General features: G+C 70.5%; 18 protein-coding genes. 3 read left to right on the top strand and 15 right to left on the bottom strand.

What is annotated here, in order from left to right; genetic code table 11:
• Positions 1–24: 24 nt before the first annotated feature.
• The 12 genes from MRBLMI1_RS09025 to prmC all read right to left on the bottom strand — a co-directional run bounded on the left by MRBLMI1_RS09025 (position 25) and on the right by prmC (position 10,252).
• Positions 25–285 carry a F0F1 ATP synthase subunit epsilon gene (locus tag MRBLMI1_RS09025; RefSeq protein WP_367730291.1) on the bottom strand — a complete coding sequence of 87 codons (261 nt, stop codon included), beginning with the start codon at positions 283–285 and terminating at the stop codon, positions 25–27.
• Position 286: 1 nt separating this feature from the next.
• On the bottom strand, positions 287–1,735 hold the full coding sequence (atpD, locus tag MRBLMI1_RS09020; RefSeq protein WP_367730289.1) for a F0F1 ATP synthase subunit beta: 1,449 nt from the start codon (positions 1,733–1,735) through the stop codon (positions 287–289).
• A 22-nt stretch (positions 1,736–1,757) separates the two neighbouring features.
• Positions 1,758–2,657 (bottom strand): F0F1 ATP synthase subunit gamma, encoded by a 900-nt coding sequence (locus MRBLMI1_RS09015; RefSeq protein ID WP_367730287.1) that lies wholly within the window; start codon positions 2,655–2,657, stop codon positions 1,758–1,760.
• A 23-nt stretch (positions 2,658–2,680) separates the two neighbouring features.
• Positions 2,681–4,312, bottom strand: a complete 1,632-nt coding sequence (atpA, locus tag MRBLMI1_RS09010) for a F0F1 ATP synthase subunit alpha (protein WP_367730285.1) — start codon at positions 4,310–4,312, stop codon at positions 2,681–2,683.
• 61 nt (positions 4,313–4,373) lie between these two features.
• Positions 4,374–5,165, bottom strand: coding sequence for a F0F1 ATP synthase subunit delta (locus tag MRBLMI1_RS09005; protein WP_367730283.1), 792 nt, complete (start codon positions 5,163–5,165; stop codon positions 4,374–4,376).
• Positions 5,165–5,722 (bottom strand): F0F1 ATP synthase subunit B, encoded by a 558-nt coding sequence (locus MRBLMI1_RS09000; RefSeq protein ID WP_367730281.1) that lies wholly within the window; start codon positions 5,720–5,722, stop codon positions 5,165–5,167. Before MRBLMI1_RS09000 ends, MRBLMI1_RS09005 begins: the two co-directional genes overlap by 1 nt.
• A gap of 29 nt (positions 5,723–5,751) precedes the next feature.
• Positions 5,752–5,991 carry a F0F1 ATP synthase subunit C gene (gene atpE / locus MRBLMI1_RS08995; RefSeq protein WP_367730279.1) on the bottom strand — a complete coding sequence of 80 codons (240 nt, stop codon included), beginning with the start codon at positions 5,989–5,991 and terminating at the stop codon, positions 5,752–5,754.
• A gap of 43 nt (positions 5,992–6,034) precedes the next feature.
• A complete protein-coding gene (gene atpB / locus MRBLMI1_RS08990; RefSeq protein WP_367730273.1) occupies positions 6,035–6,838 on the bottom strand; it encodes a F0F1 ATP synthase subunit A in 804 nt (267 codons plus the stop codon).
• Positions 6,839–6,991: 153 nt separating this feature from the next.
• Positions 6,992–7,453, bottom strand: coding sequence for a hypothetical protein (locus tag MRBLMI1_RS08985; RefSeq protein WP_367730271.1), 462 nt, complete (start codon positions 7,451–7,453; stop codon positions 6,992–6,994).
• Positions 7,450–8,604: an MraY family glycosyltransferase gene (locus MRBLMI1_RS08980; protein ID WP_367730265.1), complete on the bottom strand. Its 1,155-nt coding sequence runs from the start codon at positions 8,602–8,604 to the stop codon at positions 7,450–7,452. Before MRBLMI1_RS08980 ends, MRBLMI1_RS08985 begins: the two co-directional genes overlap by 4 nt.
• A complete protein-coding gene (locus MRBLMI1_RS08975) occupies positions 8,601–9,290 on the bottom strand; it encodes an L-threonylcarbamoyladenylate synthase (protein WP_367730263.1) in 690 nt (229 codons plus the stop codon). The genes MRBLMI1_RS08980 and MRBLMI1_RS08975 overlap by 4 nt, the downstream gene beginning before the upstream one ends.
• A 71-nt stretch (positions 9,291–9,361) precedes the next feature.
• Positions 9,362–10,252: a peptide chain release factor N(5)-glutamine methyltransferase gene (gene prmC, locus MRBLMI1_RS08970; RefSeq protein WP_367730261.1), complete on the bottom strand. Its 891-nt coding sequence runs from the start codon at positions 10,250–10,252 to the stop codon at positions 9,362–9,364.
• Between the two features lie 108 nt (positions 10,253–10,360).
• Here prmC and cysK point away from each other — a divergent pair, with 108 nt between their 5' ends.
• From cysK to MRBLMI1_RS08955, 3 genes are read left to right on the top strand one after another with little or no spacing between them, the layout of a single operon-like run.
• Positions 10,361–11,299 (top strand): cysteine synthase A, encoded by a 939-nt coding sequence (gene cysK / locus MRBLMI1_RS08965; protein ID WP_367730259.1) that lies wholly within the window; start codon positions 10,361–10,363, stop codon positions 11,297–11,299.
• 1 nt (position 11,300) lies between these two features.
• Positions 11,301–11,870: a serine O-acetyltransferase EpsC gene (gene epsC / locus MRBLMI1_RS08960; protein ID WP_367730257.1), complete on the top strand. Its 570-nt coding sequence runs from the start codon at positions 11,301–11,303 to the stop codon at positions 11,868–11,870.
• Positions 11,871–11,929: 59 nt separating this feature from the next.
• Positions 11,930–13,333, top strand: a complete 1,404-nt coding sequence (locus tag MRBLMI1_RS08955; protein ID WP_367730255.1) for an amidase — start codon at positions 11,930–11,932, stop codon at positions 13,331–13,333.
• Positions 13,334–13,865: 532 nt separating this feature from the next.
• Here MRBLMI1_RS08955 and MRBLMI1_RS08950 read toward each other — a convergent pair.
• From MRBLMI1_RS08950 to rho, 3 genes are all read right to left on the bottom strand, one after another.
• Entirely contained in the window at positions 13,866–14,807 is a 942-nt protein-coding gene (locus tag MRBLMI1_RS08950; protein ID WP_367730253.1) for an endonuclease domain-containing protein, read from the bottom strand.
• Positions 14,808–15,232: 425 nt separating this feature from the next.
• Positions 15,233–16,309, bottom strand: coding sequence for a peptide chain release factor 1 (gene prfA / locus MRBLMI1_RS08945; protein WP_367730932.1), 1,077 nt, complete (start codon positions 16,307–16,309; stop codon positions 15,233–15,235).
• A 33-nt stretch (positions 16,310–16,342) separates the two neighbouring features.
• Entirely contained in the window at positions 16,343–18,529 is a 2,187-nt protein-coding gene (gene rho / locus MRBLMI1_RS08940; protein WP_367730251.1) for a transcription termination factor Rho, read from the bottom strand.
• Positions 18,530–18,663 lie beyond the last annotated feature (134 nt).

Raw genomic sequence — 18,663 nt, 5'->3', positions numbered from 1 at the left:
CGCGTCGGGGATGATGCGGTCGCGTCAGGAGACGAGTGCGGCGTTGCCGGCGACGATGGTGAGCTCGTCGTCGGCCATCGACAGGAAGCCGTCCTTCGCGTTGGCGAGGATCTTCGTGCCGTCGGTGCGAGTGATGCGCACCTCGCCCTGCGCCAGGATGGCGAGGACGGGCTCGTGGCCCTGCATGAAACCGATCTCGCCCTCGACGGTCTTGGCGACGACGAGCGTCGCCTCACCCGTCCAGACCTCGGCGTCCGCCGAGACGAGGCTCACGCGCAACGACATGTCAGCCGTTCTCCTTCTGAATCTGCGCCCACTTGGCCTCGACGTCGGAGATGCCGCCGACGTTGAAGAAGGCCTGCTCGGCCACGTGGTCGAACTCGCCCTTGACGATCGCGTCGAACGACTCGATGGTCTCCTTGATCGGGACCGTGGAGCCCTCGACGCCGGTGAACTTCTTCGCCATGTAGGTGTTCTGCGAGAGGAACTGCTGGATGCGGCGTGCACGCGACACGACGATCTTGTCCTCTTCGGAGAGCTCGTCGACACCGAGGATCGCGATGATCTCCTGCAGCTCCTTGTTCTTCTGCAGGATCTGCTTCACGGCGGTGGCCACGCGGTAGTGGTCCGCACCGATGTAGCGCGGGTCAAGGATGCGGCTCGTCGAGGTCAGCGGGTCGATCGCGGGGTACAGACCCTTCGAGGCGATCTCGCGCGACAGCTCGGTCGTCGCGTCGAGGTGCGCGAACGTCGTGGCCGGGGCCGGGTCGGTGTAGTCGTCGGCGGGGACGTAGATCGCCTGCAGCGAGGTGATCGAGTGACCGCGCGTCGAGGTGATGCGCTCCTGGAGCACACCCATCTCGTCGGCGAGGTTCGGCTGGTAGCCCACCGCGGAGGGCATACGACCGAGCAGCGTCGAGACCTCGGAGCCGGCCTGCGTGAAGCGGAAGATGTTGTCGATGAAGAGCAGCACGTCCTGCTTCTGCACGTCGCGGAAGTACTCCGCCATCGTGAGCGCGGACAGGGCGACGCGCAGACGCGTCCCCGGCGGCTCGTCCATCTGGCCGAAGACCAGGGCGGTCTTGTCGAAGACGCCCGCCTCCTCCATCTCGCCGATGAGGTCGTTGCCCTCACGGGTGCGCTCGCCGACACCGGCGAACACCGACACACCACCGTGGTCCTGCGCGACGCGCTGGATCATCTCCTGGATGAGGACGGTCTTGCCGACGCCCGCACCACCGAACAGACCGATCTTGCCGCCCTGCACGTAGGGGGTCAGAAGGTCGATCGACTTGATGCCGGTCTCGAACATCTCAGTCTTGGACTCGAGCTGGTCGAAGCTCGGGGCCTTGCGGTGGATGCCCCAGCGCTCGGTGACCTCGATCTGCTCGCCGGGAGCCGCGTTCAGCACCTCACCGGTGACGTCGAACACCTTGCCCTTGGTGACGTCGCCGACGGGCACCGTGATGGGGCCGCCGGTGTTGCGCACCTCCTGGCCGCGGACGATGCCGTCCGTGGGCTTGAGGGCGATGGCGCGGACGAGGTCGTCACCCAGGTGCTGCGCGACCTCGAGGGTGATCTCGGTCGACTGGTCGCCGATGGTGATCGTGGTCTTGAGGGCGTTGTAGATCTCGGGGATCGAGTCGTGCGGGAACTCGATGTCGACGACCGGGCCGGTGACGCGCGCGACGCGTCCGACGACGGCCGCGTCGGTCTTCTCGGCGGTGAGGCTCATGGCTTCTTCTCTCCTTGGGAACTTACTTGCCGGATGACAGGGCATCGGCGCCGCCGACGATCTCGGCGATCTGCTGCGTGATCTCCGCCTGACGCGCGTTGTTGCGCAGACGGGTGTAGTCGGTGATGAGCTTGTCGGCGTTGTCGCTGGCCGACTTCATGGCCTTCTGCGTCGCGGCGTGCTTCGCGGCGGACGACTGGAGCAGGGCGTTGAAGATCCGGCTCTGGACGTACACCGGCAGGAGCGCGTCGAGGACGGTCTCCGCGTCGGGCTCGAACTCGTAGAGCGGGTAGAGCTGCGCCTGTGCGGGAGCGGCATCCGCCTCGACGACCTCGAGCGGCAGCAGACGGACGGTCTCGGGAGACTGGGTCATCATGCTGACGAAGCGGTTGTAGACGAGGTGGATCTCGTCGACGCCGTCGTTCTCACCGGTACGGCGGTAGGCCTCGAGCACCGCGGCCGAGATCTCCTCCGCCGTCGAGAACTGCGGGGTGTCCGTGTCACCGGTCCACTGCGCCTTGCTGGCCATGCGGCGGAACTGGAAGTAGCCGACGGCCTTGCGACCGACGAGGTAGAACTCCACCTCCTTGCCCTGACTGCGCAGCAGCTCGGTCAGCTCGAGGCCCTCACGGAGGATCTGCGAGTTGAACGCGCCCGCCAGGCCACGGTCGGAGGTGAAGATCACCACGGCCGACCGGCGGATGTTCTCGCGCTCGGTCGTCAGCGGGTGGTCGACGCTGGAGTGCGTCGCCACCGCCGACACCGCGTTGGTCACGGCGCGCGCGAAGGGCGACGCCGCGCGCACACGCGCCATCGCCTTCTGGATGCGCGACGCAGCGATGAGCTCCATCGCCTTCGTGATCTTCTTGGTCGTCTGAGCAGAGCTGATCTTCTGCTTGTAGACCCGTAGTTGTGCGCCCATGATTCCGTTCTCGTGTCGTCGCTTTAGCGACGGCCCTTGACGATCCGCTCCTGGTTGACGTCTTCGGCCTCGGCCGCGTCGACCTTCTCGGCACCGACGAGACCCTGGTCGTCGCCCGACTGGAACTCGAGGATGAAGGCGTCCACCTTCTGCTCGAGCTCCGAGACGACGTCGTCGCCCAGAACGTTGGTCTCGCGCAGGGTGTCGAGGACCGTGGAGTTGCGACGGAGGTAGTCCAGGAGCTCGCGCTCGAAGCGGAGCACGTCGGAGACCTCGATGGTGTCGAGCTTGCCGTTGGTGCCGGCCCAGATCGAGACGACCTGCTCCTCGACGGGGTACGGCGAGTACTGCGGCTGCTTGAGCAGCTCCGTCAGGCGCGCACCACGGGCGAGCTGGCGACGCGACGCGGCGTCGAGGTCGCTCGCGAACATCGCGAACGCCTCGAGCGAGCGGTACTGCGCGAGCTCGAGCTTCAGCGTTCCGGAGACCTTCTTGATCGACTTGACCTGGGCGTCGCCGCCGACGCGCGACACCGAGATGCCCACGTCGACCGCGGGACGCTGGTTGGCGTTGAACAGGTCGGACTGCAGGAAGATCTGGCCGTCGGTGATCGAGATCACGTTGGTCGGGATGTACGCCGAGACGTCGTTCGCCTTGGTCTCGATGATCGGCAGACCGGTCATCGAGCCGGCGCCGAGCTCGTCGGACAGCTTCGCGCAACGCTCGAGCAGACGCGAGTGCAGGTAGAAGACGTCACCGGGGTACGCCTCGCGGCCCGGCGGGCGGCGGAGGAGCAGCGACACGGCACGGTAGGCCTCGGCCTGCTTCGACAGGTCGTCGAAGATGATCAGGACGTGCTTGCCGCCGTACATCCAGTGCTGGCCGATGGCCGAGCCGGTGTAGGGAGCGAGGTACTTGAAGCCGGCCGGGTCGGAGGCCGGGGCCGCGACGATGGTGGTGTACTCCATCGCACCGGCGTCCTCGAGCGCGCCCTTCACCGAGGCGATGGTCGAGCCCTTCTGACCGATCGCGACGTAGATGCAGCGCACCTGCTTGTTGACGTCGCCGGAGTCCCAGTTGGCCTTCTGGTTGATGATCGTGTCGATCGCGATGGCCGTCTTGCCGGTCTGGCGGTCGCCGATGATCAGCTGGCGCTGACCGCGGCCGACGGGGATCATGGCGTCGATCGCCTTGATGCCGGTCTGCAGCGGCTCGTGCACGCTCTTGCGCTGCATGACGCCCGGGGCCTGGAGCTCGAGCGCACGGCGCCCCTCGCTGGCGATCTCGCCGAGACCGTCGATCGGGTTGCCGAGCGGGTCGACGACGCGGCCGAGGTAGCCGTCGCCCACGCCGACCGAGAGCACCTCACCGGTGCGGGTGACGGGCTGGCCCTCCTCGATGCCGGAGAACTCGCCGAGGACGACGACGCCGATCTCGTGCTCGTCGAGGTTCTGGGCCAGGCCGAGCGTGCCGTCCTCGAAACGGACGAGCTCGTTCGCCATGACGCCGGGGAGGCCCTCGACGTGCGCGATGCCGTCGGCGGCGTCGACGACCGAGCCGACCTCGGTCGCCGCAGCGCCGGTCGCCTCGTAGGCGTTGACGAAGTCCTTCAGCGCGTCACGGATGACGTCGGGGCTGATAGAGAGGTCTGCCATTGTCTTCCTTCGTTCGTGGGACTCGAGGTCCCCAGATCTCCGCCCGCTCGGGCGGGAAGTCTTAGCCTGCGATCCGCTGCCGCAGGTCGGCGAGACGCGTCGAGACGCTCGCGTCGATCACGTCGTCGGCGATCTGCACGCGCAGTCCGCCCACCACCGTGGGGTCGATGACCGTGTTGAGGGTCACCGTCGTGTTGTAGCGGGCGCCCAGAGCCGACCGGAGGCGCTCCTCCTGCTGCTCGCTCAGCGGCGCCACCGCGTACACGGTCGCCACGACGCGGCCGCGCTGCTCGGCGACGAGACGCTCCGCCCAGCGCAGCAGCGACCGCACGCGGCGGTTGCGCGGCTGCTGGACCAGCGACGACGCTATGAGGATCGTCGCCGCGCTGACGCGGCCCTCGAGCAGCGAGGTGACGAGCGCGCCCTTCGCCGCGGGGTCGCCCACGCGGCTGCCGAGCGCGAGCTCGAGCTCGCCGTTGGCCGAGACCGTGCGCGAGAACTGGAACAGCTCGCCCTCGACGTCGCTCTGACCGTCGGCGACGCCGGCGGCGCGGATCGCGAGCTCTTCGAGCCCCTCGACCAGCTCGTCGGTGCTGGACCAGCGCTGCGCGACGACCGTGCGCAGCAGGTCCACCGTGGTCGGGGCGAAGGACGGACCGAAGACGGCCGCCACCACGCCGGCGCGCGCCGCGGCGGGCGCCGAGTGGTCGGCCAGCGCGCCGCTCAGGTGCGCCGAGGCGCCCACGGTGCGCGCCGCGGCGAACAGCTCGCGGGCGACGTCGAGATCGACGCCGGCGGCGGCGCCGAGCGCCTCCGCCGCAGCCGCTCGCGCCTGAGTGGTCGCGCTGCCCATTACTTGGCCGCCTTCTCGGAGGCCTCGAGGTCGGCGAGGAAGCGGTCGACCACGGCCTGCGCCTTGGCGTCGTCGGAGAGGGTCTCGCCGATGACGTTGCCGGCCAGGTCGACGGCCAGGGTGCCGACCTCGGAGCGGAGCGAGACGAGAGCGGTCTGACGCTCGGCCTCGATCTGCGTGTGGGCGGTCGCCGTCAGGCGAGCCGCCTCCGCGGATGCGGTCTCCTTGGCCTCGAGCACGATCTTGCGACCGTCCTCGCGAGCGGCCTCGCGGATCTCCCCGGCCTCCTTGCGAGCGGCGACGAGCTGCGCGGTGTACTCCTCGAGCGCGGCCTCGGCCTTGCGCTGAGCCTCATCGGCCTTGGCGATGTTGCCCTCGATCGCGGCGCTGCGCTTGTCGAGCACGGCACCGATGCGCGGCAGGGCGTAGAACACGACGACTGCTGCGATGATCGCGAAGCAGACACCAGACCAGATGATGTCGTAGATGGCCGGCAGCAGCGGGTTGCCGCCGCTGTGGCCTTCCTCGGCCGCGATCGTGACAAGAGCGGGAAGCATCCTGTCTCCTTACTCGTGGGTCGGGTGGATCAGGCCGCGCCGAAGATGAAGGGCGTGGCGATGCCGATCAGCGCGAGGATCTCGATGAAGGCGACACCGATGAACATGGTGGTCTGCAGGCGACCGGCGAGCTCGGGCTGACGGGCGGTCGACTCGATGGTCTTGCCGATCATGATGCCGAGACCGATGGCCGGGCCGATGGCAGCGAGACCGTAGCCCACGGTCGCGATGTTGCCCGTGACCTGAGCGAGAATCGTCGTTGCGTCCACTGAGGGTTTCCTTTCGTTGGGCGAACAGCCGGATGGCTGGTCGTCAGTGCTCTTCCGCGACCGCGAGCTGGATGTAGACCGCGGTGAGGATGGTGAAGACGTAGGCCTGGAGCAGGGCGACGAACACCTCGAAGAGAGTGAACGCCAGACCCAGGGACAGCGTCCCGGCCGCGAGCGGAGTCAGCCAGTTGAAGCTGAGGAAGAAGAAGTGCGTCGCCGAGAAGAACAGCACGAGCATGAGGTGCCCGACGATCATGTTCAGCAGCAGTCGCAGGAACAGCGACACCGGGCGGGCGATGAAGACCGAGATGAGCTCGACGATCGCGATGATCGGCACGAGGTACACCGGGACGCCGCCGGGGACGAGGGAGTACTTGAGGAAGCGGCCCACGCCGTGGCGGCGGATGCCCGCGTAGATGAAGGCGACGTACGCGACGAGCGCGAAGACGAGCGGCGCGCCGGCGACCGAGGTGCCCGGGATGTTGAGTCCGGGGATGACGCCCGTGAGGTTCAGCGCGAGGATCGTGAAGAACAGCGCGGTCAGCAGCGGCAGGAAGCGCTTGCCGTCCTTCTCGCCGAGCACCTGGTAGGCGATCTGCTCGCGGATGAACCCGAAGCCGAGCTCGACGACGCTCTGGAAGCGCCCGGGCACGACCGTCATGCGACGGGTGCCGAGGACGATCACGAGCACCATCACGGCCGTCGCGATGAGCTGCACCATGGTGATGCGCGTCATCGCGAAGGGCGTGCCGGCGAACAGCAGCTCGGGCGGGAAGAAGTCCGAGATGGAGGGCGGGGAGAAGTAGGGCGCGTCAGCAGCGTGCGCGATCGTATTCGCCTGAGTCAACGGGGTGGCTCCAGCTTCTCGAACCGATAGGGAGTGGTTCGGGGAGGGTGGGAAACGGCTCTCCCCGGGGCCTCGGCGTCACCGCCGCACACCGGCCGAGGTGCGTTCGACCAGCGTAGCAAAGATCCCCGGAATCGCGGCATCCGGATGTGGTCAGACCTCGTCGGGTGCGCTCTGCTGGGGCAGGACGGTGTCCGAGACGGCGGGCAGACGCATGCGCGAGATGACGACGAGGTCCACGACGAGCGAGCTGACCGCCGTGGCCAGGAGGGCGAAGAAGAACACCGGGGCGACGACCCAGTCCATGCGCAGCAGCACGAGGAACGCCACGATGACGAGCACGAACTTCAGCAGCCAGCCGCCGAGGACGACCCCGAAGAAGATCTGCAGCCAGGCCGGATTGCCGTAGAAGCGGTTCGCCACCAGGATGCTGACGGCGGTGAGCGCGGGGAAGATCGCACCGACGGCGGCCCCCACTCCCCCGCTCCAGGCGCCGTTGGCGCCGGCGACGAACAGGCCGACGACCACCGCCACGACGAGGACGACGACGGCGACGACCGCCGACCAGATCAGGGCGGCGCGCAGCACCGGGGTGCTCGAGACGGGGGTGGTCATGACGACTCCTCACGGACGGGACGACGGGAGAACCGTCGCGATGGAAGCAGGGTGAGCACCGCGCAGGCGGCGACGCCGACGACGCCGAAGGCGATGCCGATGGCGTAGTCGCCGGGCCACTCCTGCTGGGTGCCGATGTACATCAGCAGGAACGCCAGGCTCACGACGGCGGTCCAGCTGTAGAAGATGAGGACCGCGTCGCGGTCCGTGTGCCCCATGTCGAGCATGCGATGGTGCAGGTGCTTGCGGTCGGGCGAGAAGGGCGACCGGCCGGCCCATTGGCGGCGGATGACGGCGAGGCCGAAGTCCAGCAGGGGCAGCAGCACGATGACCACCGGCAGCAGGATCGGGATGAACGCACCGAGGAGCTGCGACCGGCCGAGCTGCTCGGGATCGAGCACTGCCGGATCGAGCTGGCCGGTGATCGCGATGGCCGAGCTCGCCATGAGCAGCCCCAGCATGAGCGCCCCCGCGTCCCCCATGAACAGCTTCGCAGGGGTCCAGTTCATCGGCAGGAAGCCGAGGCAGGCGCCGACGAGGACCGCGGCGATGAAGGAGGCGAGGTTGAAGTACGTGCTCGCTCCGGTGTCGCGCACGAGGAGGTACGAGTAGGCGAAGAACACGCCGTTGGCGATGAGGCAGACGCCGGCGACGAGCCCGTTGAGGCCGTCGATGAAGTTGACCGCGTTCATGACGACGACGATCGCGAACACCGTCAGGAGGAAGCTCACCCAGCTCGACCCCACCGTCAGAGCCCCGATGGGGAGCGAGAGGATCTGCAGCTGCCCGTACCAGGCGATGATCCCGGCGGCGACGAACTGGGCGCCAAGCTTGATCATCCAGTCCAGGTCCCACAGGTCGTCCGCCACGCCGACGAGGACGATGAGCAGCACGGCGCCGAGCAGCGACAGCACTGGGACCGGGTCGACCCAGAAGATGGCGAAGTACGGGTTGCGGCTGGAGAGCAGGAACGCCGCCAGCACGCCGAGGAACATCGCGACTCCCCCCAGGCGCGGGGTGGGGGTCTTGTGCACGTCGCGTTCGCGGATGCCGGGGTACAGCTTGAACCGCAGCGCGAGCTTCCACACCACCCACGACAGCGCGAGAGTGACCGCGGCCGTGAACAGGATGGTGAGGAGGTACTGGGTCACGGCCCGCCGGCCTCGACGTCCGGGTCGGGCTCGAGCAGGTCGCCGAGCACCTCGCGGAGTCGGGCACGGGTGATGGCGCCCTCGCGGAGCACGCGCACCCGGGGGTCGGTCCCGCCGACGAGGCTCGTCGCGTCCACGATGGTGGAGGCGATGCCCTTCTCGCTCGGACCGGCGTCGAGGTAGACCGCGACGCTGTCGCCCAGCATGTCCCGCGCCTGGTCGATGCCGACCGCGGCGGGCATCCCGGTGCGGTTGGCGCTCGAGACGGCGAGCGGACCGGTCTCCTCGAGCAGTTCGAGCGTCAGGTTCTGCGCCGGCATGCGCACGGCGACCGTGCCGTGCGTGTCGCCCAAGTCCCAGGACAGGGACGGCTGCGACGGCAGGACGATGGTCAGTCCCCCGGGCCAGAACTCGCCCACGAGGTCGTCGACCGCGGCGGGCACGTCGGCGACGAGCGCGCGCAGAGTCCCGACGCCGGGCACGAGCACGGGCGGCGGCTGCTGGCGCCCGCGGCCCTTGGCCTCGAGCAGGCCCGCGACGGCGCGCGCGTTGAACGCGTCGGCGGCGATTCCGTAGACGGTGTCGGTGGGGAGCACGACGAGTTCGCCTCGACCGATGGCCTGACGCGCGTGGCGCATCCCGGACAGCAGCTGCGACTCGTCACGGCAGTCGTAGACGGGAGACATGTCGGCAGCAGTCTACTGGCGCGGCCGTGCCGACGCGTCCAGGACGGGATGCCGCCGGTACGGCCGTCCCGTCAGGGACGGATCGCCGTCGTCGCGCGGTCGCGCATCGTGAGGTCCGGATGCGTGGCGGCGGCCCGCCAGCCGTCCGCCCCGAGGATGTCGCGGATGGCCGCGCCCTGCCATTCCCCGTGCTCGATGACGATCGTGCCGCCGGAGTGCGCGAGCCGCAGGCCGACCCGGCTCAGCACGCGCACCGCGTCCAGCCCGTCGGCGCCGCCGTAGAGCGCGGCGGGCGGGTCGAACAGCCGGACCTCCGGGTCGCGCGGGATCGCGTCGTCGGGGACGTAGGGCGGATTGGATGCCACGACCGACACACGGCCGTCGAGCTCGGGGAACGCGTGCGCGAAGTCGGTGAAGGCCAGGCGCAGGTTGGACGCGCCGATCCGCTCCGCGTTCTGACGCGCCCACACGAACGCGTCGACGGAGTTCTCCGCGGCGTGCACGCGCGCGTACGGCACCTCGGTGGCCATCGCGAGGGCGATCGCCCCGCTGCCCGTGCCGAGGTCCACGGCGATCGGCTCGGGCGAGGCCGCCGCGGCGAGCGCGTCGATCGCCAGCTGCGCGACCATCTCGGTCTCCGGACGGGGCACGAACACCCCCGGGCCCACCGCGAGCTCCAGCGACCGGAAGGGCGCGAGCCCGGTCAGGTGCTGCAGCGGCTCCCGGGCGCTGCGGCGGTCGATCAGGTGCGCCAGCTCGGAGGCGGCGGCATCCGGGAACATGTCTCCGCGGATGGCCGCGGCCTGCACGCCCCCTCGGCTGAGGCCGAGCACGTGGGCGACGAGGAGCTCCGCGTCCACCTGCGGGTCGGGCACTCCCGCGGCGGCCAGGCGCGCGACCGCGTCGCGCAGGACGGTGGACGTCGGTGCGGGGAGGGAGGGGGGCGAGACGGAGGCAGACATGACGGGGAGAGCCTAGACCGCCCCTGCCGCACGGGACGTCACACAGGATCCCGGACCGGACGGCTCGCCTAGGCTGGACGCGACTTCATCGACGGCGAAAGGCGACTCATGCCCGGCATCCACTCCGACATCACCTCCGCGTTCGGCGACACCCCGCTCGTGCGCCTGAACCGCGTCGCGGAGGGCGCCGGGGCGACCATCCTCGCCAAGCTGGAGTTCTACAACCCCGCGTCGAGCGTCAAGGACCGCCTCGGCATCGCGATCGTCGACGCCGCCGAGGCCTCCGGCGAGCTGAAGCCGGGCGGCACCCTCGTGGAGTCGACCAGCGGCAACACCGGCATCGCCCTCGCCATGGTCGGCGCCGCGCGCGGCTACAAGGTGATCCTGACGATGCCGGCGTCCATGTCGAAGGAGCGCCGCATCCTGCTCAAGGCCTTCGGCGCGGAACTGGTGCTGACCGACCCGACCAAGGGCATGTCGCACGCCGTCGAGGAGGCCAAGCGCATCGTCGCCGAGACCCCCGGCGCCGTGTGGGCGCGCCAGTTCGAGAACGAGGCCAACCCGGCCGTCCACCGCCGCACCACGGCCGAGGAGATCCTGCGCGACACCGACGGCAAGGTCGACTACTTCGTCGCCGGCATCGGCACGGGCGGCACCATCACCGGCGTGGGGCAGGTGCTGAAGGAGCGCGTGCCCGGCGTCAAGATCGTCGCCGTCGAGCCCGCCGACTCCCCCGTCCTCACGAAGGGGCACCCGGGGCCGCACAAGATCCAGGGCATCGGCCCGAACTTCGTGCCCGCGATCCTGGACCGCGACATCCTCGACGAGGTCATCGACGTCGAGTTCGACGACGCCATCCGCCTCGCCCGCGAGACCGCGTCCAAGGACGGCATCCTCGTCGGCATGTCCTCGGGCGCGGCCATCTGGGCCGCCCTCGAGGTCGCCCGCCGCCCCGAGGCCGCCGGCAAGACGATCGTCGTCATCATCCCCTCCTACGGCGAGCGGTACCTCTCCACCGCCCTGTACGAGCACCTGCGCGAAGACTGACGTGGGGGTGCTCAGCCGCCTCCGCGAGGACGTCGCGGCGGCCAAGCTCCGCGACCCGGCCGCACGCAGCGGCCTGGAGATCGCCTTGCTGTACCCGGGGCTGCACGCCGTGTGGTGCCATCGCGTCGCCCACCGGCTGTGGGGACGGGGCCTGCGCTTCCCGGCGCGGGCGCTGTCGCAGGCGGCCCGCTGGCTCACCGGGATCGAGATCCACCCCGGGGCCGTCATCGGGCGGCGGTTCTTCATCGACCACGGCATGGGCGTCGTCATCGGCGAGACCGCCGAGGTGGGGGACGACGTCCTGCTGTACCACGGGGTCACCCTCGGCGGCCGTCAGCGCGAGGGCGGCAAGCGCCACCCGACGCTGCACGACGGCGTGGCCGTCGGGGCGGGCGCGAAGATCCTCGGCCCGGTGACGATCGGGGCGCACACCGCTGTCGGGGCGAACGCCGTCGTCACCGTCGACGCCCCGGCCGACAGCGTCCTGGTCGGCGTCCCGGCCAAGCCCCGCGCCCGCCGCACCGGCGAGGACACCCGTTCGCTGCTGATGGCGCCGGAGTACTCGATCTGACCGCGGGTGCCCGCCCCGTGGCATCCATCGGTCCCTCCCCCCGGCTCTAGGCTCGGGGGATGGACCGCCTCCACGACCTGTCGCTGACCGCCCAGGTCGACACCCTCGCCGCGGGCGAGCTGGACCCGCGGGAGCTCGCCGAGCACTACCTCGGGCGGATCGCGCGCCTCGCGGACCTGGGGGCGTTCGCCGAGGTGAACCCGGATGCCGCCCGCGCACGGGCCGACGCGCTCACGCGCACGGCTCCCGCCGGGACGCTGTGGGGCGTGCCGCACGCCGACAAGGACCTCGTCGCCCGCGCCGGTGTCCCCACCCGTTACGGCTCACGAGCCCGCGCGCACCTCGTGCCCACGGCATCCGATCCTCTCGCTCTCGCCCTGGACGACGCCGGGGTGGTGACGCTCGGCAAGACGAGCACCTCGGAGTTCGGGCTCACCGGGTTCACCGAGCCGCTCATCCACGCGCCGGCGCGGGATCCGTGGCGCCTCACGGCCGGGGCGGGCGGATCCAGCGGCGGGGCCGCCGTCGCCGTCGCGGCCGGGCTCCTGCCCGCGGCCGTAGGCTCGGACGGCGGCGGGTCGATCCGCATCCCGTCCGCCACCGTGGGCGTCGTGGGGCTGAAGCCGTCGCGCGGTCGACTGCCGATCGGCTCGGGGTTCGACTCCCCCGACGGCCTGTCGGTGACCGGGCCGATCGCCCGCTCGGCCGAGGACGCCGGGCTGCTGCTGGACGCGCTCGTCGACCTGGCGCCGTTCCGCTACGCCACGGCCGCCCCGGGATCGGGGCCGTTCGCCGACGCCGCCCGGCGGCCACCGGGAGCGTTGCGCGTGGGGATCACGACCGTGTCGCCGTGGGACGACGACGAGGACATCGTGCTCGAGGCCGACGCCCGTATCGCCTTCGGCACGGCCGCCGCCTGGCTCAGCGACGCCGGACATGCCGTGACGGATGCCGACTGGCATCCCTCCGGCTACGCGTCGCTGTTCCACGTGCTGTGGCGCGCGAGCGCGGCGCGGATCCCGTTGAGCGACGACGACATGACGCTCGTCGAGCCGTTGACGGCGTGGCTCGTCCGCGAGGGGCGCCGGCTGCCGGCGCTCGACCTGCTCAGCGGGCTGTCGTCGGCGCGCGCGTTCGAACGCCGCACGATCGCCGACTTCGCCGCTTTCGACGCGGTGCTCACCCCCGCGCTGGCGCAGCGGCCGCAGCCCGTGGGGGCCTACGCCGGCCACAGCCCCGAGCGGACGTTCGCGATGCAGGTGGAGTACGCGCCCTACTCGAGCTTCGTCAACGTCGCGGGGCTGCCGGCGCTGACGCTGCCCGTGACGAGGGATGCCACCGGGCACCCGGTGTCGGTCCAGCTCGTCGGCCGCCCCGGCGGCGAGGCGACGCTCCTGTCCCTCGCCGCGCAGCTCGAGGACCGCCGCGGCCCGCTCCCCCACCCGCCCGTCTGGGACGCGTGAGCGCAGGCCGCGGGGGCTGACGTGCGGCGCGGCGGCGGCGGGCCGTCCCGCGGCGCTGACTTGACGCAGATGTACGCGGAACACGCCCCTGCGCGAGCAAATGCGACAAGTCAAAGACCCAGACCCGGCGACTGGGCGCACAGGCACACGCAGCCCACCCCTGCGCGAGCAAATGCGACAAGTCAAAGACCCAGACCCGGTGACTGGGCGCGAATGCACGCGCAGCCCACCCCCGCGCGAGCAAATGCGACGAGTCACGGAAGCAGCAGACCCACCCCCGCGCTGACTGGGCGCGAATGCACGCGGAGCGCATCCCCGCGCGAGCAAATGCGACAAGTCAAAGACCCAGACCCGGTGACTGGGCGCACATGCACACGCAGCCCACCCCCGCGCGAGCAATTGCGACAAGTCACGGAAGCAGCAGACCCACCCCCGCGCTGGCTGGGCGCGAATGCACGCCCAACACGCGCCTGCGCACGCGCGTGCGGCCAGTCACGCCTGCAGCAGATACACCGCGGGGCGCGGGCCGTCGTCAATGCTCGAGCGCGCGGAGCACGAGGCGGACAAGGGTCTCCGGCTTGGAGAACAGCATGTCGTTCGTCACTCGCACGATGCGCCAGCCCGCCGCCGCGAGACGCTCGTACCTCTCGATGTCGCGGAACCACTGTCGGCTGTCACTGCGGTGCTGATCGCCTTCGTACTCCACCCCGACCAGTGCCTGGGGGTAGGCGAGGTCGACGCAGGCGACGAACCCGTCGCGGTCGTAGACATCGTGGTTCAGCTCGGGCTCGGGCACGCCGCCGTCCAGGAGAATCAGTCGGGTCCACGTCTCGCGCCGCGAAGCCGGTCCCGGCCGGACCATCGGAAGCGCCTCACGCAGCGCGACGATGCCCCGTCGCTTGGGAGCGCGCAGCACAGCCGCCTCGAGCTCCTCGATACTTGCGAGCGGCTCACGCAACACCCGTCCGCGGGGGCCCGGCACACGCGGGGTGGTGACCAGGTAATCCGCGGCAGCGACAAGATCGAAAGGATGCCGCACCGTGCCGCCGAGCAGCGCCCACGTCGTCGCGGCACTGGTCAGCGGCATCCCGACGTCGTTTCTGGAGAGGCGCACTCCCGCCGGCCGTAACTGGTGGCCACGCACGCCGCGCCCCCTCGGTGCGCGCACGGGCGGCAGGACGGAGACGTGGATGTCCTCATCCGGCAACGGCGGAAGAGGGATGCCGTACAGGAGTGCGGCGGTCGTATGGGAGAAGAACTGTCCCGGCGCGAGGAGGACCGCGTACTCCTCTGCCCGACGCAGGACGTCGAGCTCTCGTCGTCGAGCGGGATGCATGTCGTCCGGGTGCTCTCTGGCGAGGGACCGGACTCCATGGAAAGGTCTGATGAACGCCGGCGTGTCGACCTGTCGGCGGGTGAGGCCGCGTAGACGTGCCTGGGCCGTGGTGAACACACCCACCCCATCGAGATCCATGTCGCGAAGTCTGCCCACCGGCATCCGTTCATCCGGGGTTGTCCACAGCCCTGCAGAGCTTTCCCCAGGTGTCCGTGTACGAATGCGGCAACTCAGGGCAGAGAAGACCCACCACAGGCGCAGCCGGGGCAGTGAACCCCCTAGCGCTGACTTGGCGCAGATGTACACGCAGACGTCCCCCACACGTACATCTGCGACAAGTCACGGCGGAGAACACCCACCCCTACCGCTGACTGGGCGCAGATGTACACGCAGACGTCCCCCACACGTACATCTGCGACAATTCACGGCGGAGAACACCCACCCCTAGCGCTGACTTGGCGCAGATGTACACGCAGACGTCCCCCACACGTACATTTGCGGCAAGTCACGGCGGAGAAGCCCCACGCGTGAGCGCGGCCGCGGGCGGGCAGGGAGCCTGAGGGTCAGGCGTCGGAGAGGGCCGCCAGGCGGGCCTCCTCGTCGGCGGTGATCGCCGACTCGATGATCGGCGCGAGTGCGCCGTCCATCACCTGGTCGAGGTTGTACGCCTTGTAGCCGGTGCGGTGATCGGCGATGCGGTTCTCAGGGAAGTTGTACGTGCGGATCCGCTCCGACCGGTCCATGCCGCGGATCTGCGACCGGCGCGCGTCGGCGGCGACCGCGTCCCGCTCCTCCTGCTGCTTGGCGAGCAGACGGGCGCGCAGCACGCGCATGCCCGCCTCGCGGTTCTGCAGCTGCGACTTCTCGTTCTGCATCGACACGACGATGCCCGTGGGCACGTGGGTGATGCGGACGGCGGAGTCCGTCGTGTTGACCGACTGCCCGCCCGGCCCGGACGACCGGAAGACATCGATCTTCAGGTCGTTCGGGTCGATGGCGATCTCCTCGGGCTCGTCCACCTCGGGGAACACGAGAACACCGGTGGTCGAGGTGTGGATGCGGCCCTGCGACTCGGTCGCCGGGACCCGCTGCACGCGGTGCACCCCGCCCTCGTACTTCAAGTGCGCCCAGACGCCCTGCGCGGAGTCGCTGGACGAGCCCTTGATCGCGACCTGGACGTCCTTGTAGCCGCCGAGGTCGGACTCGTTGCGCTCGAGGAGCTCGGCCTTCCACCCCATGGATGCCGCGTACTGCAGGTACATGCGGAGGAGATCGGCCGCGAACAGCGCGCTCTCCGCTCCGCCCTCGCCCGCCTTGATCTCCATGATCACGTCGCGGGCGTCGTCGGGGTCGCGCGGGATCAGCAGCCGCCGCAGACGCTCCTGCGTCTCGGCGACCCGCTCCTCCAGGGCCGGCACCTCGTCGGCGAACGCCGCGTCCTCACGCGCGAGCTCGCGAGCGGCATCCAGGTCGTCGGATGCCGCCCGCCACGCGTCGTGCGCGTGCACGATGCGGTTCAGCTCGGCGTAACGGCGGTTGACGCGCTTCGCGCGCGCCGCGTCGGCATGGACCGCCGGGTCGTTGAGCTCGAGCTCGACCTGCCGGTGCTCCTCGAGCAGTCCGCGGACGGACTCGAGGATGCCGGACTGCTCGGCGGGCTCAGGCGACACGGGTCAGCGGATGCCGTTGTCGTCGCCGCCGCGCGCGGGCGCCGGGATCGACTTCTGCATCTGCACGAGGAACTCCACGTTCGACTGAGTCTCCTTGAGCTTGCCGAGCACGACCTCGAGGGCCTGCTGGGGCTCGAGACCGGCCAGCGCGCGGCGGAGCTTCCAGGTGATCTTGACCTCGTCGTTGGACAGCAGCATCTCCTCGCGGCGGGTGCTGGACGCGTTGACGTCGACGGCCGGGAAGATGCGCTTGTCCGCGAGCTGGCGGTTCAGACGCAGCTCGCTGTTGCCGGTGCCCTTGAACTCCTCGAAGATGACGTCGTCCATCTTGGAGCCGGTCTCCACCAGCGCGGTCGCGAGGATCGTCAGCGAGCCGCCGTTCTCGATGTTGCGCGCGGCGCCGAAGAAGCGCTTCGGCGGGTAGAGCGCCGAGGCGTCCACGCCACCGGTCAGCACGCGGCCCGAGGTCGGCGCCGACAGGTTGTACGCACGGCCGAGACGGGTGATCGAGTCCAGGAGCACGACGACGTCGCGGCCCAGCTCGACGAGGCGCTTCGCGCGCTCGATCGCCAGCTCGGCGACCGTGGTGTGGTCCTCGGCCGGGCGGTCGAACGTCGAGGCGATGACCTCGCCGCGCACCGTGCGCTGCATGTCGGTGACCTCTTCGGGGCGCTCGTCGACGAGCACGACCATGAGGTGGACCTCGGGGTTGTTGTGCGCGATGGCGTTCGCGATCTGCTGCAGCACGATCGTCTTGCCCGCCTTCGGCGGCGCGACGATGAGTCCGCGCTGGCCCTTGCCGACCGGGGCGACCAGGTCGATGATCCGCTGCGTCAGCTTCTCGGGCGCGGTCTCCAGGCGCAGGCGCTCCTGCGGGTACAGCGGCGTCAGCTTGCCGAACTCGACGCGCGCGGCGGCGTCGTCGACCGAGAGGCCGTTGATCGAGTCGACCTTGACCAGCGCGTTGTACTTCTGGCGGGTGGACTGCTCGTTCTCGCGCGGCTGCTTGATCGAGCCGACGACCGCGTCGCCCTTGCGCAGGTTGTACTTCTTCACCTGGCCGAGCGAGACGTAGACGTCGCTGGGACCGGGCAGGTAGCCGGTGGTGCGCACGAACGCGTAGTTGTCGAGCACGTCGAGGATGCCGGCGATCGGCACGAGCACGTCGTCCTCGCCGATCTCGGTCTCGAACTCGTCGCCCGTGGTGTTCTGCCCGCGGCGCTTGTTGCGCTGGCGGTTGCGGCCGTTGGCCTGCTGCTGCTGCGCCTGCTGCGCGCCCTGCTGCGGCGCCTCGGGCTCGTCGGCCTTCTCGGCCGGCGCGGGCTTCTCGGCCGGCTCCGGCTTATCGGCGGCGTCGGCCTTGTTCCGGTTGCGGTTGCGCGACCGGCTGCGGCTGCGGCTGCGGGACGGGGTCTCGTCGGCGCTCTCGCCATTCTCGGGCGCCGCGGCCGGGGCGTCCTTGCTCGCGGCGGGGGTCGCGTCGCCCTCGGCGGTCGTGGCGGTCTCGGCCTCGGCGGGAACGGTGGATGCCGCTGCGTCGGGCGTCACGTCGGCGGCGGTGTCCGCGGCGGCCGGCGTCTCGACCTCGGCGGCGGGCGCCTCGACGGCGGCCGGCGCCTCGTCGGCGGCGGGGGTCGCAGCCTCGGGGGCGGCACCCTCGGCGGGGATCTCGGTGGCCGCGGCGGTCTCGACCGGCGCCTCGGCGGTGGGAGCCTCCGCAGCGGGCGCCTCGTCGGCGGGCGCGCTCTTGGCCCGGCGGGGCGCACGCTTGCGCGGTGCACGGGCCGGCTTCTTCTCCTCCGCGGCGGCGGGCTCCTCCGCAGCGGGCGCAGCCGCGGCGGGCTCCTCCACAGCGGGCGCCTCGGGGGCGGCCTCCGTCACGGGCTCGACGGGCTCGGCGACGGGCGCCTCGGGGGCGGCCTCCACGGCCGTCTCCTCCGCGGCCGGCGCGTCCGCCGCAGCGGGCTCCTCGGCAGCGGGCTCCGCCGCGGCGGGCTCCGCGTCCTCGGTCCCGGAGGCCGCGGCATCCGGGTCCTCGTCGGCGGGCACCGCGTCGAACAGCGTCGGCTCGGCGGGAGTCTCGTCGGCAGACGTCTCGGTCTGCTCGGCGGCCGCGGCGGGCTGCTCCTCGGGGGTGGTGTCGGCGCCCTCGGGCGCGTCGACGGGCTGGGTCTCGGAGATGGACTCCACGACTGCTCCTCAGAAATGAAACGTGATCAGATCGCGGGTCGTCGGTGCAGACGGCAGACGAAGACACTCACCAGCGGCTCGGAAGACTGCAGCCGACGCCGGGTTCGCGATTTGTTGCGGATTTCGCGGGGTGC

The sequence above is a fragment of the Microbacterium sp. LMI1-1-1.1 genome (assembly GCF_040815675.1).
GTDB lineage: Bacteria > Actinomycetota > Actinomycetes > Actinomycetales > Microbacteriaceae > Microbacterium.
This window is presented reverse-complemented; position numbering and strand designations above follow the sequence as displayed.

Coding starts and splice junctions, on each gene's coding strand:
- MRBLMI1_RS09025 (WP_367730291.1), bottom strand. CDS start 285: ATGTCGTTGCGCGTGAGCCTCGTCTCGGCGGACGCCGAGGTCTGGACG.
- atpD (WP_367730289.1), bottom strand. CDS start 1,735: ATGAGCCTCACCGCCGAGAAGACCGACGCGGCCGTCGTCGGACGCGTC.
- MRBLMI1_RS09015 (WP_367730287.1), bottom strand. CDS start 2,657: ATGGGCGCACAACTACGGGTCTACAAGCAGAAGATCAGCTCTGCTCAG.
- atpA (WP_367730285.1), bottom strand. CDS start 4,312: ATGGCAGACCTCTCTATCAGCCCCGACGTCATCCGTGACGCGCTGAAG.
- MRBLMI1_RS09005 (WP_367730283.1), bottom strand. CDS start 5,165: ATGGGCAGCGCGACCACTCAGGCGCGAGCGGCTGCGGCGGAGGCGCTC.
- MRBLMI1_RS09000 (WP_367730281.1), bottom strand. CDS start 5,722: ATGCTTCCCGCTCTTGTCACGATCGCGGCCGAGGAAGGCCACAGCGGC.
- MRBLMI1_RS08985 (WP_367730271.1), bottom strand. CDS start 7,453: ATGACCACCCCCGTCTCGAGCACCCCGGTGCTGCGCGCCGCCCTGATC.
- MRBLMI1_RS08975 (WP_367730263.1), bottom strand. CDS start 9,290: ATGTCTCCCGTCTACGACTGCCGTGACGAGTCGCAGCTGCTGTCCGGG.
- prmC (WP_367730261.1), bottom strand. CDS start 10,252: ATGTCTGCCTCCGTCTCGCCCCCCTCCCTCCCCGCACCGACGTCCACC.
- cysK (WP_367730259.1), top strand. CDS start 10,361: ATGCCCGGCATCCACTCCGACATCACCTCCGCGTTCGGCGACACCCCG.
- MRBLMI1_RS08955 (WP_367730255.1), top strand. CDS start 11,930: ATGGACCGCCTCCACGACCTGTCGCTGACCGCCCAGGTCGACACCCTC.
- MRBLMI1_RS08950 (WP_367730253.1), bottom strand. CDS start 14,807: ATGGATCTCGATGGGGTGGGTGTGTTCACCACGGCCCAGGCACGTCTA.